This window comes from Trinickia sp. NRRL B-1857, from assembly GCF_050470685.1.
Lineage (GTDB): Bacteria > Pseudomonadota > Gammaproteobacteria > Burkholderiales > Burkholderiaceae > Trinickia.
This window is the reverse complement of sequence record NZ_JBFLUK010000001.1, coordinates 1,072,814-1,088,254: the sequence shown is the minus strand read 5'-3', so window position 1 is coordinate 1,088,254 and position 15,441 is coordinate 1,072,814. Positions and strand designations below refer to the sequence as shown.

The following is a 15,441-nucleotide window of genomic DNA, read 5'->3' as shown; positions in this document are numbered from 1 at the left end:
TGCCGGTTGGCTTGTGCGCGATTAGTGCACGACCTTCAGATATTGTTCGCCGAATGCTTGCTGCTTCTCGGCCATTTTGGCGAAATCGACCGGTTTGGCGCGCGCGTAGTCGCTCGCGGGCAAGAACTTCGCGGCGGCTTCCTGACTCATTGCGCTGGCGCGTACCGGGCGCAAATAGGCGTTCGCCCAGATTTTCTGTCCTTCGTCCGACAGTACGAAGTCGAGCACCTTCTTGCCGTTCGCCTCGTGCGGCGCGCCCTTGACGAGGCTCATCACATAAGGGACGGAGATCGTGCCTTCGGTCGGAATCACGAATTCGACATTGGCGTGATCCTTGTACTTCGCGCGATAGGCATCGAAGTCGTAGTCGAGCAGGATCGGGATTTCGCCCGAGAGCACGCGCGCATAGGCCGTTTGCTTGGGCACGATCGGCTGATTGGCCTTGAGCTTGGCGAACCAGTCGAGGCCCGGTTTGAAGTTCTCGAGCGAGCCGCCGAGCGCCTGGTTCACGGCGACGGCGCCGGCATAGCCGACGAACGCGCTCGACGGATCGAGGTAGCCGACCATGCCTTTGTATTCAGGTTTCAGCAAATCGGCCCAGGAGCGGGGGACGGGCTTGCCTTCGAGCGCGTCCTTGTTGACGAAGAAGCCGAGCGTACCCGAGTGGATCGCGAACCAATAGCCTTGCGGGTCTTTCAGGTCCGAGGGGATGTCGTCCCAGTGCGCCGGTTTATACGGCTGAATGACGCCCTTGTCCTTCGCTTGAAACGCCGAGGACACGCCGAGGTAGACGACGTCCGCCACAGGGCTTTTTTGCTCCGCGATCAATTGGGCGATGGCTTGGCCCGAGTTCTTGTTGTCGGACGGCACGCGGATGCCGGTCTTGTCTTGGATCGCCTTCAATTCGCTCGCCCAATCGGCCCATTCCGGCGGGCAGTTGTAGCAGATGGCCGTTTGCTGGGCGTGCGCCGTCGGGGCGAACGTGCCGGCAAGCGCGACGAGCGCACCGGCGATTGCGGCTAGACGAGCCACGCGAATGCGAAGGCTGAATGAGCGACGTGTCACTTGAGGTCTCCTTGCGGGACGATAAAGGGCGGATCGGGACGTCGTAGAAATGCGGCGGCGGCCCTAGAGGGCCGGCGCTTGATACGAGTGGATGCCCCGCCGTTTAGGCGGCGGGATGCGCGGATTTGGCGGCGTCCGATGCGCCCGAAAGCGCGGCGACCGTCGCGCCTGTGCGCAACATGTGAGGCAACGTGAGGGAGAGCGATTCGCCGTCGTCGGCGCCTTCGATGCGGGCCATCAGGCGCCGCCAGGCGGCGCAGCCGATTTCCCGGTTCGGGGTGCCGATGCTAGCGAGCGGCGGCGACAGCAATTCGCCCATCGCGAGCCCGTCGAAGCCGAGGATCGACATATCGCCGGGCACGTCGTAGCGCGCGCGGCGCAGGCCGCGCATGACGACCATCGCGAGCAGGTCGTTGCTACAGAAGAGCGCCGTGGGGCGCGCCGCGCCCGCGGTGAGGTGCGCAAGTACCGAAGGGGCGAGTTCGTCGGCATTGAAGTCGACTTCGAGCGCGGGGGCGGGGGTGAGTCCGGCCTGGCTCATGGCTTCGGCGTAGCCGCGGTAGCGCAGGCGCGCACGATCGGACTCGGCGAGCGTACCCGCCAACATAAGTACGCGCTCGTGACCGTGTTCGATCAGCATCCGCACGCCGTCGTAGGCAGCGCGCCGGTTATCGACGGAGACCGACGGGCGCCGCACCGTGTCGTTGTGCATGAGCACGTACAGCTTGCCGTCGCGATCGAGTTCGTCGAGCAGCGGATGCGTATCGGCATCGGCCACGGTGAGGATGAGACCCTCGACGCGTTGGGCGAGCAGTGTCTCGATCGCATGGCGTTCGCGCGCGGCGTCGTATTGCGTCGTCATCAGCATGAGCCGATAGCCCTGCGCGGCCGCGAGCTCGTCGATGCCTTGCAGGCATTCGGCGAACACCGGATTCGCGAGCGTGGGCAGCACGACGCCGATCAGGCGCGTGCGTTCCCCGCGCAGCTGCCGGCCGAGGGGGCTCGGGCTGAACTGGAGCGCCTCGATCGCTTCGCGGATCTTCGCGAGCGTGACCCGGTTCACCGTATGAGGCGCATTGATCGCGCGAGACACCGTCGCGATGGAAAAGCCGGCGTATGCGGCTACATCCTTGATCGTATGTTTCATTGCTGTCTATGCAGTCCGGTAGTACTGGGCCTGAAAACGTTTACATCGCAACGATTATCCGTGTCGATTATGACTGAGACATGACCGTTTTGCGCGGTATTTGGGCTGAAAAAAATGTTTTCTTAGCTTGGCTCAGGTTCCATGGCTAGGCATAATCGGTCGCGATCGGGCGCTGGCCGGCCGGCTACCGCCTGGAATGTTCTTCATTTCCCCTAACCTGAAGAAAGAAAGGATCGACGCGTGAGCCTTTGGTTTTTGTTTTTTCTAAGCGTCCTACAGGGCGTCACCGAACTGTTCCCCGTCAGCAGCTTGGGACACACGCTGCTGGCGCCTGCGCTAATGGGCGTGCACATCGACAAGCATGCGCCGCAACTGATTCCGTTCCTGGTCGCGCTGCATTTGGGCACGGCGCTTGCTCTGCTGTGGTATTTCCGCAAACGCTGGGTTGCGCTGATCTCGGGCTGGTTCGGTTCGTTGGCCGGCCGGCGCAGCGAAGAGGGCCACATGATGTGGGCGCTCATTATCGGGACGATTCCGGCAGGGCTCGTGGGTCTTGTGCTGGAAAAGCGGCTCGAGCGGATTTTTCACGATCTGCGGATCGTGGCGCTGGCGCTCGTCGTGAACGGCTTGTTGCTTTGGCTCGGCGATCGTCTTCAGCGCTCGCGGGCACACCGGCCGCCTGAGAAACTGACGTTCAAACAGGCGTTTCTCGTCGGTCTTGCTCAGGTCGGCGCGCTGATTCCCGGTTTTTCGCGCAGCGGGTTGACCATGATCGCCGGCAACGCGGCGGGTCTGACGGCCGAGAGCGCCGCCGAATTCGCTTTCTTGCTGGGCACGCCGATTATTTTCGCGGCTGGGCTGTTGGAAATTCCCAAATTGTTCCACGCGCCGGGGCAGCTCGGCGATGCGCTGCTGGGCGGCGTTCTGACTGCGATTGCGGCGTATTTGAGCGTGCGCTTCTTGATGCGTTATTTCGAAGGGCGTGGCCGCTTGGCTTCGTTCGGCGTGTATTGCATACTCGCCGGCTTGGCTTGCTTCGCTTGGTTCGTGACGCACGGCCAACCGGTTTGATCTCGCATCGGGGGGATCGAGTATAATTCCGCCCCCCGGCCCGGCGTGACCGGACGCATCGCTCGGCGGTGCGCAGCATCGTACAATCACGCCTTCGCCTCCCCATAGTTCAACGGATAGAACACGGGTCTTCTAAACCTGAAATCGAGGTTCGATTCCTCGTGGGGGGGCCAATTAAGCTCCTAACGTTTCCTGTGGTCTACCGAAATCCCAAGCCGGTCAAGGGCTTGTGGCCGTTTTGCTTCCCATTGTTGGCCAGGTTTTGCGATTGCCTCCTGTCGGCCGCGGGTACGTTTTCACCCAAAGTGGCGTTGAGATACTGCCACTTTGCCGGTGCCCCTGACTGGTGCCGCGGTCCGCGCCGCAAAGCTTCGCGAGAAGGCGTACAAGGATGGCCGATGGCCAATGCATGGATCTCCATGTCGAGCCGAGCGGCGCCAAGTGCTGGCGGTTGAAATATCCAGTCGATGGCAAAAGCGGATGCATGCCGTCGGCGTGTATCCGACCGTGTCGCTGCCGGCCGCTAGGAAAGAAGCGGGCCGCCATCAAAGATCAGATCGGCGGCGGCCTAGAGCCGGTTCACGAGAAACGGCGTGCGAAGCTTGCTATGTGGGATGTCGCTGTCACCGAGCGGTAATACGGGTCACTCACTAATGGTTTGCTCCCCGTTGCGTCTTGGCAGTTGCAACATATGATGAATCGCATAGGAGACCAAGACCACACGGGGATTTTATGAACCGCATACTTCTCTCGGCGGCGGCTATGCTCGCTGCGAGCTTTAGTGTATCCGCATCTGCGAACTGTTTCGGCGGCCCGACAATGCAGACTTGCACGGACAACAACGGCAACTCGTACCAGGTGAATCGATTTGGCAATACCACCATGCTCAATGGGTACAACGCGCAGACTGGTAGCTCTTGGAACGAAACCGCCAACACCTACGGCAATCGCACAATTATCAATGGCACGGCTGCCAACGGCGCGAGTTGGAACGAGAACATCACGAATTTCGGAAACGGGACTCGCCTCATTAACGGCACGAATTCACAGGGACAATCGTACAGCCATTACTGCACGGCGTACGGCTGTAACTGAGGCTCATCCCGCCACGCAAGAGAACGTCAGATCCGCTTCCTGCGGCGTCCATCCGCGAACGCCGTGAGTTTTCATCTCGATCGGATGCATCTGCTTGCCTTGTTGCCGGCAGTATTTGTCGGCACGCTTCAGGCTCGACGCCTTGACCTCGCCCCAAGGCGTCATCCCACCTTGCACTTGCGTCGTCACCGTGTAGTTGCCGTCGCCGGCCGGTGTGACGTCGGAGATTGTCGTGCAGCCAGCGATGACAGCAACTGCGGCAAACAGATAAGGAGCGCGCATGTGATTCCCCGTTGCTTGTTTTTTCGCAATCGTATCAGCCGACCCTTGCGGCGCCGGCTTCCCAGCCGCCGAGCGCGCGATGCCGCACTTCTCCGTGACGAGCGTTAGGCGTGCGCCGTCTCCGGTGTAGCAGTGAGCTTGACGCCGAGCGCATGCATTAACTTGAAGACGGTTTCAAGTTTCGGCTTCGAGCCCGGCGCTAGCGTCTTGTACAGGCTTTCCCGTCCAACACCTGCGTCGGCTGCCACTCTGGCAATGCCGCGGGCTTTGGCGACATCAGCGATCGCCGCCATAAGCAGATCCGGATCGCCTTCCTCTAGCGCGGCACTGAGGTAAGCGGCGATGACTTCCTCGCTGTCTAGCTGCTCCGACAAGTCGAAGCGGGCGATCTTGATCTTGTCCTTGCCCTTGCTCATGTTTGCTCCTTGATTGCCTTCCAAATGACCCTGGCGCGCTTAATGTCTACTTTCTGTGTCGATTTATCGCCTCCGCACAGAAGTAGGTAGGTCACACGACCTTCGCGCGCGAAATAGACTCCGTAGCCTGGTCCAACGTTGACCTTCATTTCCGACACACCTTCCGCCAGAACCTTGTACTCGCCGAAGTTGCCCAACTCGGCGCGCTTGATCCGCAGGTAGATCGCGGCGCGTGCTTTGACGTCTGTAAGAGCGTTGACCCAATCGGTAAATTCTTCGGTGGCGTTGATCTTGTTCAAGGTCAAGATTGGAGCGGGGTCAGTTTTCATTGTATCCTTTTGGATACAATGGCGCAAGCGCGCTACACGTACGACATCGGTTATGAGTTATCGCACGCTCTCGAATCTGACTCAAATCGCACTATTCGACGGCCTCACCACGGCGCTGATGGGCATACCATCATCGTTCGCCGGCTGGAATTTCGGGCCTGGCAGCATGTGGGCAATGCCGCCAGGCTCGCCTAACGCGGTGCTTGCCTGAGCGGTCTCGCGTTGACGATGCCGCGCGCCGGATCGTTTCACGCCGGTGCGCGGCTCGTCACAACGGCAGGCGCTGCTGTTTAGGCCGGGCCCCGCACAGAAAATCGGTAATCCGGTTGCCGGCCAAAACGGCCACCAGTACGACCAGCGAAATTTTCAAGATGGGTTTCATTGCTCATCCTTGCTCATTGGGGGCGGCATTGAGTCTATGCATGGCGCATGCCGGCACCTGCGCGAAGTGCCGAATTAGCCGTTCGGCCGACTTTTTCGCTTTGGCCCGATCGTCGATGATGCTTGTGTGGGCGTGAACGTTGGCGCCCGCAATACGCGGCAATCGCGCACGGCGTTGGCGGTACGGCGGCGCGAGGGCGATCTCGTGCCGCGCCCCGAACGAATCCGAGCGAGCTACCCCAATGATGTCGAATGCGCGAGACCAGCGTCGTCCCCAGCCATCTGTCCGATTTCCCAACTCCCCCGTACCCTTGCACGTCCTTACCGGCGATCATCCGTCATTTCACGCACGCCTCACCGAGCTTGAACAAATGACGACCGATATCCGCGAGCGCATGGCCCACGTCGAAGCAGGCCTGCTTCATCTAGCAACGAAAAACGACGTTACGACACTGGAATCGACGCTGTTGAAATGGTTCATCGGAACGGCCATCGCTTTAACGGGCCTCGTATTCGCGACGGCCAAGCTGTTTCACTGACAAGCGGCGTCCGGCAGCGCATGCGATAGCCGCCTTCGTCGGATCATCTATCGGGCGGTCTTTGGCCAGCCCGAACGTCGGACGCGTTGCGTAAGGGTGCTTGGTCGGGTCCGAGATCGGTTTCGGGTAGCGTTTCGGGTAGCGTTTCCGGCGTACGCGCCGGAGGCGTGCCGCGTGCGATATCGGCTTGCGAAGGCTGGCTCTAGCCGGATGCTGTCGATTCAGTCGTATCAGTGTGCCTCCCTTCTAGCGCCGGGCCTCGCCGGCCAGCGGTCTTCATGTCGAAGTCGCAACACTCATGCGGTGCCTTGCGGCCACTCGCTCGCTCACGTTCCGATCTTTCCAGCTCACATCCGCGTTCGGCCGCATAAGTCGATCCTGTACATCGCGTTCTACGCAAATTGAAATTCAGATTTTTCTCGCGGCTATTTGATTTGCATCGTTATTTGATAAGCACAAATTGGCTGCGTGAGATTATTTTGGTGAGATTTTAGGACTAAAAGAAGGTGCGTGGCTTGGTTCCGCGTATTTCAGACAAAATGCATGTCTTTCAGCGTTGTTGGCGTCGTTCGCTTAAGCTAGAATCGAGCGAGCCGTGTACGCGTGTGGCGGGAAACGCCAAGGTTGAGAGGCCTCGCGGTCCGGTGGTGTGAATTTCACGTCACGTCGAATTGATTAAGAATTTTCCTGAAGATAATTCGCGATTGATCGCCTAACACATGGCGGAATAATTACTCGGCTTATTCGTGCATTAATTCGTACCCGCCCAATGACTTAATACATTAGAGCGGCGGTCTCTTCACGTCGCAATGGCAATAGCGAGGATGAAACGCATGACTCCCCGGCAAGTCTTATTGTTGTCCCGTCCCAGGCATCGAATTCGTATCGCGGTGCTCGATGACCATCCGATCGTCGCGCTCGGTGTGGCAACCTATCTGCGCGATCACGCAGATTTCGAACTCGTTGCGAACGTCTCGACGATCGACGACCTATTCACCGTCCTCGAACGTGGCGCGTGCGATGTGGCGCTTGTCGATTTTTACCTTCCCGGCGATCGACTCGACGGCGCTACCTTCGTCAAACGGTTGCGCGTCGAGGCACCGCCGCTCGCCATCGTCGTCCTATCGGCCGCGCGGGCAAGCGATGCGGAATGCGTATGCCATCGCGCGGGCGCCAACGCATTTCTCGAAAAGTCGACTCCGCTTCCGCTTATCGCCGAGGCAATCCGCAATGCCGTCGCCTCGCCGCGCAAATTCTTCGTCATGCGCGAAGGCCGCGTCGAGGCATTGATCCCGCATGCGCGCGAGGACATGTTGTCTGCGGCCGAAATCGAAATCCTGCGGCACATTGCCGAAGGGTTGTCTGTGACGCAAACGGCTGCGAGGCTGCGGCGCAGTAAAAAGACCGTCAGCACGCATAAACGCAGTGCGATGCGCAAACTGCGCGTTGCCGACGATCTGGGCCTCGCGCTGTTTCTTAAAGAGAAGTTCCGGTATTGAGCGCAGGGAGGCCGCGATGGGCGTGGGCGTGCGTTTCGTGCGTCGTGTCGTGCAAGTCGGGTCCCGATCGTCCGGATTGACCCGGCAACTGATCGGCTTGATGGCAGCCGCCTGCCTATCTGGCTCTCTGGACGCGAAGCAAGGCAATCCGAGTGTGTGGCGCGTCGGTGCATATGGCGGCGATATGGCGGCGCTCGACTACGTCGATCATGCGGGCGTGCGGCATGGCCTCAACGCGGATGTCTTGCGAGCGATCGCCCGCGCCCATGCGGTACGGCTCGAGTATCGGGCCGTATCGTCCGTCGGCGATGCTTGGTCCGCGCTGCGGACGGGCGAGATCGACGTCGTACCGGTGGCCTGCGACGATCCGGCGCCGGAAGGCGCAGCAATCCTGTCCCAGCCCTACGCGGCATTGCGAATCGGCGCCGTGCTGCCACGCGGGCACGGCCCGCTTCAAGCGCTTTCCGATTTGAACGGAAAGCGCGTGGTCGTTGCGGACGCGGGCCTCGGCGTCGCGACCTTGCATGCCAAGCTCGCTAGTATCCCTGTCCAACCGATGCCCGAGCGCGCGGCCGCTCTCGAGGCTGTCGCGAGCGGCCGCGCGGATGCCTTCGTCGGCATCCATCCGCTGAATGTCGAGGCCCTTGCCATGCGCGGAATCGGCACGCTGACGCCGGTCGCGCTGCCCGTTTCGGTTGCTCTGTGTCTGGCATCGCGCCGGGACGACGCGCTTTTGACGGCGACGATCGCTGAGGGGCTGGCCGCCATCGCGCCGTCGACGTTCAGCGAAATGGAGATTCAACCGGTGCTCGGCGCGTCGTCGCGCAGCGCGATGGCTGCGCCACTGCGCATGACCGATGCCGAGCGCGAGTGGGCGAGTCGGCACCCCGTAGTGCGGGTTGGCGTTCAGCGGCTGGGCCGTCCCTATGATTTCATCGACGACCAAGGCCGATGGCAAGGGTTCGGTGCCACGTTGCTCAAGCAGTTCGCCCAAGCGGCAGGTCTTCGATTCGAACCCGTACTGCTCGATGCCGCGCATGAGCCTGCGCGAGCCCTTAGGGACGGTGTCGTCGATCTCGTATCGTCGTTTCCGCTCGGCCCCGGTCCCTCGACGAACGCGCTTGTGACGACGCGCCCGTACGACAGCTTCCCCTGGTCGTTCGTACGGGCGGAGCCCGACGATACGCAGGCGAGCCGCATTGCAACGACGCCCTGGCGGATGCGCCGCGTCGTGCCCGAGCCGTTACTCGCCGAAGCCGAACTCGTGCCAAGGACGACCGCGGCCGATGCGCTGCGGGCCGTACTCGCCGGCAACGCCGATGCGGCGCTCGTCAACGCGATCGCGGCTGAAGAGCTGGGCGACCGCTACGCGCCCCATAAGCTAACGATCGATCCCGCCACGGCCGGCGTCGAGCGGATCGGTTTCGCCGTCAAGCCGGCCGATCGTCCGCTCGCCGCGATGCTCGATCGGTATCTCGCATCCTATAGCCCGCGCGAACTTGCCCGCCTGGCCAGCCGAGCCAGGCCGCTGACGATCGTATTGGGCTACGAGAAGCGCGCCGTTATCGGGCTTGCATCGAGCGCCGCCGCCATCGCGCTGGTCGTCATCGGCTCGCTCGCATGGGCCTATCGGCGTACGCAAGCGGCGCGCGCGGCGGCCGTGGCCGCTCGGACGGAGGCGATCGCGGCGCGCGAGCAAGCCCTCGCGGCCGATCGGGCGAAGTCGGCGTTCGTCGCGATGATGAGCCATGAGATCCGTACGCCGATGAACGGCGTCGTCGGCGTGTTAGACGTGCTCGATACGATGCAGTTGCCCGAGGAGCCGCGACGTTATCTCGATATCGCACAGCATTCCGCGCGGCTGATGCTTCGCGTCGTCGACGACACGCTCGACTATTTGAAGATCGAGCAAGGCGCATTGACGCTCGAGACGGCGCCCTACGATGTCTGCGCGCTGGCTGCCGCGGCGGCGGAATTGCATGCGCCGTTGGCGGCGCGCAAGGGGCTCGGGCTCTATCTGGCGGCCATGCCGCATTTCGACCGGCAACTCGTCGGCGATGAAGTGCGTGTCAATCAAATCATGACGAACCTGCTCAGTAACGCGATTCGCTTTACCGACAAAGGCCATGTCGTGCTGGAGGTGCGGCGCAAGAGCGTGCGTGGACGGCCGTGGCTTATCGTGTCGGTCGTCGATACGGGTGCCGGTATTTCGGAAGCGTATCGCGCGCGTCTGTTCGCGCCCTTCACCCAGCAAGACAGCACGACGACGCGGCGTTACGGCGGGACGGGTCTCGGGTTGTCGATCGTCAAACGGCTCGTCGACCTCATGGACGGCACGATCGATATCGAGAGCCGGGTCGGCGAGGGGACGCACGTGCGTGTCCGGTTGCCGATTCGCTGGGGCGGGGATCTGCGCGTTTGGCCCTGCGTCGCCCCGGCGCGCGCGAACTTGAGTATGCCGGTGCCGGCGATGCATCAGGCCGTTCGGGCTTCCCTCGCGAAAATGGGCGTTCGTTGCGTCGCGCGCGGACGCGAGTGCGACTTCGAGGTATCGACCGATCCGGCAGGCGCCGTCGTGGTGAGCTCACGCGATGGGCGGCAACGGCTCGTGCGCTTCGTCGGCGATTTCGTCGAAGCCGTCTGCGCGGCGCTCGGTCGGGCTGAAGCGTCGAGTGTGCCGGCCGTCGAGCGAATCGGCACGGACAGTCGCTCATCGGCTGTCCTCGACCTCGGCGAAAACGGCATGGCCGCGTTATCGGATGGGCATGAGGCGCCGCGCACGATCGGTAGGGTACTCGTCATCGAAGACAACGACGTCAATCGAGACATCGTGGTGAGACAACTTCGCGCGCTCGGCGTCAGCGCCATGCAGGCCGCCGACGGCATACAAGGTTACGAATGCTGGCGCCGCATGCGGCCGGCCATCGTGTTGCTCGATTGTCACATGCCGGGCTTGGACGGCTACACCGTCGCGCGCAATATCCGCAACACGCAAGGCGAGCGTCTGCCGCGCACAACGATCGTCGCCATCAGCGCGAACGCGACCTCCGATGACGTGCGCGCCTGCCGCGAAGCCGGAATGGACGACTACCTTGCCAAGCCGATCACGCGGGTCAAGCTTGCCGCCATGTTGGAAAAGTGGGGAGAGACGGTCGATGTCGACGTATAACCGGCGCGTAGGCGAGATGCGCGAAACGCACGAACAGTGCCCGCTTGACCTATCCGAGTTGGCGGCGCTGTACGGCGAGGCAGGTTTGCGTACGCTGCTTGCCGTCGCGCTGGACGAATTCGATTGCCAACGTCTCGCATTGGACGGCGCGCTCGAGCACGAACAGTGGGAGCCTGCGGCTCAGGCGTTGCATAGGCTAACCGGCACGGCCGCGTTTTTTGTAAGCGATGAATGCGCGCTCGAACCGCTTAGTTGCGCGGAGCGCGCGCTGCGTCTGGGCGATCCGTCGCTGATCGGGCTAGCGATGCCAGCCGCTTGCTCGACGCTCGTCGCGCTCAGACGCGCATTGATCGACGAACGCTCGAAAGCGCACGAGCCGCGGTGAGATGCAAGCTCGTTGCCGCGCAGCGGTGGGGCGAGCCGCTTACCTTTCTGTAACGTAGTCCGGGAATCGCTGCCGCGCGAGGATATCCGCCCGTTTTTGAAAGATCGTCCGACATCGGTCGAACTTTCGAAGCGGAGCATAGCTATGGGGATGGTAGTCAGGTGGCCGACGAGCGGTTCGGTTCAGCGCGGTTCGATCGATATCGAACGCGCCGAGACGACGCTTGGCGGCGATCGTGCCGTTGACGAAGGACGCTGGTCGAATGCGGGCACGCCGACACGACAAGCACCCGAGGGCGTCGCGCAAGGTCAAGACGAAGCGGCACATAGGGCGGCTGCGTCGACGATCGAGCGGCGATTGCGCCGCGCATTGGCCGATGGGCTCGCGCTGACGGCCGGCGCGGGCTTATCGTCCGCGCCGACAGCGTCGACCGTTGCGTCGCGGGACGCAGCGATCCTGGAACGGTTGAACGTCGCGTTGTCGGCATGGGTCGATGAAAGCAAGGCTCGGCGCTATGCCGACCGCCCGAGCGATTTGCTGTGCGCCGTGGCGCACCATCGCCGGCGCGTGATCCCCGATGCGTTCACGACTACGCTCGATCCGTCGCTTTTGGCCGATGAAGCGGTGTTGGACGAAGCGGCTGTTCTCTATGAGCGATTGCAACGGCCGCAAGTGCCCGTTGACACTTCGGGCACGGCCACATCGAACGATCGGCCCTGCGCGACCTTGGCGGAACTGCGCGCTGCCTTTATGCGCGCACTAGGCACCGACTATCCGATACGCCGTGCGCTGGACGCGCTGTTCGTGCCGAGTCCGTCCTTCAAACAAACGGTGCCTTACTTCGACGGTTTCGCGTTGCGTAACGCACGCGGCAAATCGTTCGACGATCTTATCGACCAAGAAGAAGTCTGGTCAGCTCCTACACTGGCTTCGCTGACGAAAGGCGAGCGAAGGACGTTGCTCGCGCGCAAGTTCGAGGAAATGAGCGAATCGACGAAGTTTGCGATCGGCTCACCGGCTCACTCCATGGCGACGGCGCTGTTGCGAATCGAGCAATACAACGAGGCCGCCGCCAAGGAATACGGCAAAGAGGCGGACGTCGTTAGCGCTTTCGCGAAACAAGAAAGCGAGTGGATCGGCGGCAACGCCTATCCCTATCATCCGCGTTTGCTGTTCGCGGCGCATCTGGCTCGCGCTAGCGGATTCGAAGTGCTTTCGAACGAGCAGTTGAATTTGCTCTACGAAAACCAGGTCAATGACCGCGTGCTGGATTCGATGGTAAACGGCGACAGCCAACCCGCCGAATGGGTGGGCCGCTTTTTGTCGGCATGGGCCCCGCTGGGAGGCAGTTGGAAGGATGTCGATCCGGCACGCCGGTCACAGGCGTTCTTGGCGTTGTTCGAAGCGTTGAGGGTGGCCGCCGACGACGACAGCAGCCCGATCGCCGGCTTCGCACGGCAGGTCAAGGAGACGGGGGTGCTTACGCCTAATCGGCTCGTCGGCGGGGATTTCGACGCGCGCGCGGCTGCCGTCATCGAGTATGCGAACGAGCGGTTGCTCCTCGCCTACGGCGCGCCGCCGGCGTTCGATCGACGCCAAGCGGCGATCGCTGTTTTGCGCCGCGCGGGCATGAGCGACGCGGCGATATTCGATGGCCGGCACTATGCGATCTCGGGCGACAATCCGAACCTGATCAAAAACGCATTCGGCGATCTCGCCGACGAATTTCTCGATAGGGCCGATTGGGTGGGTTTGATCGGGTCCTCGATGGTGCTGCCCGATCGTACCCACCTCACGCCGCGCGACGAACTCCAGCGCGAAGAGGTGGCCTTCAACGAACGACTGTCTATGCAGCCGTGGGTCGTAGCCGCGGCCAAGGAGCGCCTGCGCGGGAAGTCGATGCCGGTATCGCCCGAGACGGTGGGCCGGGTCGCGAACGAAATCGCCGGCAACCTGGCCGTCGAAACGGAATCGCACCGGGCGCTCGTGCGAGGGTTCGAGACGTGGATCAATACCGTGCCGATCCTCGGGCCCGTCTATAACATCGAGGAGGGCGTGCGCCATCGCGATGCGGCGCGCGCCGCCTTCGGATTGTTCTTTCTAGGTGCCGACCTGTTCGATCTGTCGACAGGGGCAGGGGGCGGACGCTCGCGGGCAACGCATCCGGTCGTGCCGAGGCTGCGACGCGTGCTTGGACGCGTCGACGCGTCGCAGTTCAATGTCGCGGGCCATCATGAGATGCTCGTCATGAGCGCCGATCCGGTGCACATCTCGCGGCCCGACGCCAATGTTCCCGAACCCTTGCGCGACCTCGCACGACAAGCACGCGAGAACCGCAGCATACGCTGGCGCAACTACGACGTCGTGCATCTCGACCTCGAGGATCGAATCATACCGATCGCTCGCGACGGCGATGCCTTCTTCGAGGTCGATTGGCGTACGCGCCAACGGGTCCCCGACGCGCCGGCTATCGACATCGATCCTCGCACAGGGAAGGGCTATGTGCGCGAGGCGCATCCTCGACTCGGCGAACCGACGGCACGCGGCGCGTGGACGCAAGATCGAATGACCGTCCAAGGCGTGGCCGCGCTGCTCGAGCGTGCCGACGATATGGCGCTGCGCGAATTCGATATCTGTTTTTCCGACTCGTTCGTCTTGCGCGCCCCCCCGGCCAACACGTCGCGGTTCGATGCGAGGTCGTTTTACGACGATCTCTACGAATCGAGCGGAACGTTCCGACGGCTGTTCAATCGACACGCGGTATTGGACTCGCGGGCGAGCAATGCAACGGCGAACGGCTGGAAGAAGTGGGAGTTCGTGATAGGCGAGGCCGGGCCGCTCGGTTCGCCGCGCAAGGCCTATACGGACTTCGAGCACAAGCGCATCTATATGCCGAACGATGCCGACATCGCCGCGATGCCGTATATGTCCGCCGGCGGCTCGCAAACGATGACGCGGGAGCAAGCCTATCTGCACGAAATGATTCACGCATTGACGGGGGGGCGAGATCCGGAGCGCGCATTCGACTTACGCAATCGCGGGCCGGTCGTTTATCTGACCGATAAGATTTTGAGCGAGGCCGGCTACGAAATTCCCGAGCAAGTCATGTATCGCCGCAGCAACGCGACGACGGATACGCCGGTGGACCAAACCGTCGAGTACAACGCAAAGCAGGCCGCACGCCTCGCCGCGAAAGAGAACGGATATTTGGATACGCTTGTCGACGCCAAGCGCGGCGCCATCGCAGCCGAGACCCGTGTTGCGGGCGCGCCGGTCTCGTCGCGTCTGACGGTTGCCGGTACGAAGGCCGCGCTCGACGAGATCGAGGCCGTGGACGATGAAGTGTTCCTCTCGTGGAGCACGTTCAAAGAGAAGTTCGATGAGAACTTCGGCTTTTACGTGCAAAACCGGACGATGACGCCCGAGTTCGCCGGGGACGCCCTGGTCATCACCGACTTTTACGGCCGCCTTTACCACCGGAGCGTCACGTTCCGACGCATGTTCGACAAGATGCCGGTGAACGAAGCCTCGCGTGCCGACCCATGGAAGTTCGTGCTCGAAGGCGATATCGATTTTCAGGCGCTTTCGCCGGGCGGTCGTGCGCATGGCGTCGTCGAACCCGCAAAAAAGATCTATGTCGTCAATGACGGCTTGCGTTATCTCACGGCATCGGGACTAAAAGAGGTCGAGCTCGAGCGTAAGCTCGCATACCAGATGATCTGCGCGGTGACCGGGCTCGGCAAGGTACCGAAGGCGCTCGCCGACGCGAACCGTGGCGCGGCAGTCTACCTGACCGATCGCGTCTTGAAGGAGGCCGGTTTCAACTATCCGCGCCAACTCGTCTCCGCACTCGTGGGATCGGGCGACGTCGCGGCAGAGGCGCAACTCATCGCACGCCAGACGTCGGCGATGCGCAATGCGACGGCGGAGGATCTGTACTTGCAAACGGTTATCTCGTCCTAAGACTAAGAATTTTCAGGATGAGGGTCTGCGCGATAAGGCCAACAATTGAGTCCTTGTTAGAAGCCCGGCGGTAGCGGCCCGATTCAGATCGCACCTCGTA

13 protein-coding genes and 1 tRNA gene are annotated in these 15,441 nt (G+C 62.1%); 9 read left to right on the top strand and 5 right to left on the bottom strand.

Translation table 11 applies throughout. From position 1 onward, the window contains the following. Nucleotides 1-21 precede the first annotated feature (21 nt). Entirely contained in the window at nucleotides 22-1,065 is a 1,044-nt protein-coding gene (locus AB1286_RS04745; RefSeq protein ID WP_430362178.1) for an ABC transporter substrate-binding protein, read from the bottom strand. A 103-nt stretch (nucleotides 1,066-1,168) separates the two neighbouring features. Further along, nucleotides 1,169-2,212 carry a substrate-binding domain-containing protein gene (locus AB1286_RS04740; protein ID WP_430362177.1) on the bottom strand — a complete coding sequence of 348 codons (1,044 nt, stop codon included), beginning with the start codon at nucleotides 2,210-2,212 and terminating at the stop codon, nucleotides 1,169-1,171. Between the two features lie 240 nt (nucleotides 2,213-2,452). On the opposite strand from AB1286_RS04740, the gene AB1286_RS04735 reads away from it, so the two are divergent. The 3 genes from AB1286_RS04735 (at nucleotide 2,453) to AB1286_RS04725 (ending at nucleotide 4,378) form a co-directional block, all read left to right on the top strand. Continuing rightward, on the top strand, nucleotides 2,453-3,283 hold the full coding sequence (locus AB1286_RS04735; protein ID WP_430362176.1) for an undecaprenyl-diphosphate phosphatase: 831 nt from the start codon (nucleotides 2,453-2,455) through the stop codon (nucleotides 3,281-3,283). A gap of 98 nt (nucleotides 3,284-3,381) precedes the next feature. Further along, a tRNA-Arg gene (locus AB1286_RS04730) sits at nucleotides 3,382-3,456 on the top strand. Nucleotides 3,457-4,102: 646 nt separating this feature from the next. Then, nucleotides 4,103-4,378 (top strand): hypothetical protein, encoded by a 276-nt coding sequence (locus tag AB1286_RS04725; RefSeq protein WP_430362175.1) that lies wholly within the window; start codon nucleotides 4,103-4,105, stop codon nucleotides 4,376-4,378. A gap of 3 nt (nucleotides 4,379-4,381) precedes the next feature. Here the strand turns inward: AB1286_RS04725 and AB1286_RS04720 are convergent, their stop codons facing one another. The 3 genes from AB1286_RS04720 to AB1286_RS04710 all read right to left on the bottom strand — a co-directional run bounded on the left by AB1286_RS04720 (nucleotide 4,382) and on the right by AB1286_RS04710 (nucleotide 5,405). Then, nucleotides 4,382-4,660: a hypothetical protein gene (locus tag AB1286_RS04720; protein WP_430362174.1), complete on the bottom strand. Its 279-nt coding sequence runs from the start codon at nucleotides 4,658-4,660 to the stop codon at nucleotides 4,382-4,384. Nucleotides 4,661-4,764: 104 nt separating this feature from the next. Then, entirely contained in the window at nucleotides 4,765-5,076 is a 312-nt protein-coding gene (locus tag AB1286_RS04715; protein WP_430362173.1) for an addiction module antidote protein, read from the bottom strand. Further along, complete coding sequence (locus AB1286_RS04710) at nucleotides 5,073-5,405, bottom strand: type II toxin-antitoxin system RelE/ParE family toxin (RefSeq protein ID WP_430362172.1); 333 nt, start codon at nucleotides 5,403-5,405, stop codon at nucleotides 5,073-5,075. Before AB1286_RS04710 ends, AB1286_RS04715 begins: the two co-directional genes overlap by 4 nt. 52 nt (nucleotides 5,406-5,457) lie before the next feature. Here AB1286_RS04710 and AB1286_RS04705 point away from each other — a divergent pair, with 52 nt between their 5' ends. The 6 genes from AB1286_RS04705 (at nucleotide 5,458) to AB1286_RS04680 (ending at nucleotide 15,341) form a co-directional block, all read left to right on the top strand. Further along, nucleotides 5,458-5,616, top strand: a complete 159-nt coding sequence (locus AB1286_RS04705) for a hypothetical protein (protein ID WP_430362171.1) — start codon at nucleotides 5,458-5,460, stop codon at nucleotides 5,614-5,616. A gap of 541 nt (nucleotides 5,617-6,157) precedes the next feature. Beyond that, on the top strand, nucleotides 6,158-6,325 hold the full coding sequence (locus AB1286_RS04700) for a hypothetical protein (RefSeq protein ID WP_430362170.1): 168 nt from the start codon (nucleotides 6,158-6,160) through the stop codon (nucleotides 6,323-6,325). An 833-nt stretch (nucleotides 6,326-7,158) separates the two neighbouring features. Beyond that, nucleotides 7,159-7,824, top strand: coding sequence for a response regulator transcription factor (locus AB1286_RS04695; protein WP_430362169.1), 666 nt, complete (start codon nucleotides 7,159-7,161; stop codon nucleotides 7,822-7,824). A 16-nt stretch (nucleotides 7,825-7,840) separates the two neighbouring features. Continuing rightward, on the top strand, nucleotides 7,841-10,993 hold the full coding sequence (locus AB1286_RS04690) for an ATP-binding protein (protein ID WP_430362168.1): 3,153 nt from the start codon (nucleotides 7,841-7,843) through the stop codon (nucleotides 10,991-10,993). Beyond that, nucleotides 10,980-11,378 carry a hypothetical protein gene (locus tag AB1286_RS04685; protein ID WP_430362167.1) on the top strand — a complete coding sequence of 133 codons (399 nt, stop codon included), beginning with the start codon at nucleotides 10,980-10,982 and terminating at the stop codon, nucleotides 11,376-11,378. The genes AB1286_RS04690 and AB1286_RS04685 overlap by 14 nt, the downstream gene beginning before the upstream one ends. A 144-nt stretch (nucleotides 11,379-11,522) precedes the next feature. Next, nucleotides 11,523-15,341 (top strand): PipA/GogA/GtgA family type III secretion system effector, encoded by a 3,819-nt coding sequence (locus AB1286_RS04680; RefSeq protein WP_430362166.1) that lies wholly within the window; start codon nucleotides 11,523-11,525, stop codon nucleotides 15,339-15,341. Nucleotides 15,342-15,441: the final 100 nt, after the last annotated feature.

Bases quoted from the DNA above. Each gene is read 5' to 3' on its own strand.
- AB1286_RS04685 (WP_430362167.1), top strand. From the start codon at position 10,980: ATGTCGACGTATAACCGGCGCGTAGGCGAGATGCGCGAAACGCACGAA.
- AB1286_RS04710 (WP_430362172.1), bottom strand. From the start codon at position 5,405: ATGAAAACTGACCCCGCTCCAATCTTGACCTTGAACAAGATCAACGCC.
- AB1286_RS04715 (WP_430362173.1), bottom strand. From the start codon at position 5,076: ATGAGCAAGGGCAAGGACAAGATCAAGATCGCCCGCTTCGACTTGTCG.
- AB1286_RS04695 (WP_430362169.1), top strand. From the start codon at position 7,159: ATGACTCCCCGGCAAGTCTTATTGTTGTCCCGTCCCAGGCATCGAATT.
- AB1286_RS04690 (WP_430362168.1), top strand. From the start codon at position 7,841: ATGGGCGTGGGCGTGCGTTTCGTGCGTCGTGTCGTGCAAGTCGGGTCC.
- AB1286_RS04705 (WP_430362171.1), top strand. From the start codon at position 5,458: ATGAGTTATCGCACGCTCTCGAATCTGACTCAAATCGCACTATTCGAC.
- AB1286_RS04725 (WP_430362175.1), top strand. From the start codon at position 4,103: ATGCAGACTTGCACGGACAACAACGGCAACTCGTACCAGGTGAATCGA.
- AB1286_RS04720 (WP_430362174.1), bottom strand. From the start codon at position 4,660: ATGCGCGCTCCTTATCTGTTTGCCGCAGTTGCTGTCATCGCTGGCTGC.
- AB1286_RS04680 (WP_430362166.1), top strand. From the start codon at position 11,523: ATGGGGATGGTAGTCAGGTGGCCGACGAGCGGTTCGGTTCAGCGCGGT.
- AB1286_RS04700 (WP_430362170.1), top strand. From the start codon at position 6,158: ATGACGACCGATATCCGCGAGCGCATGGCCCACGTCGAAGCAGGCCTG.
- AB1286_RS04740 (WP_430362177.1), bottom strand. From the start codon at position 2,212: ATGAAACATACGATCAAGGATGTAGCCGCATACGCCGGCTTTTCCATC.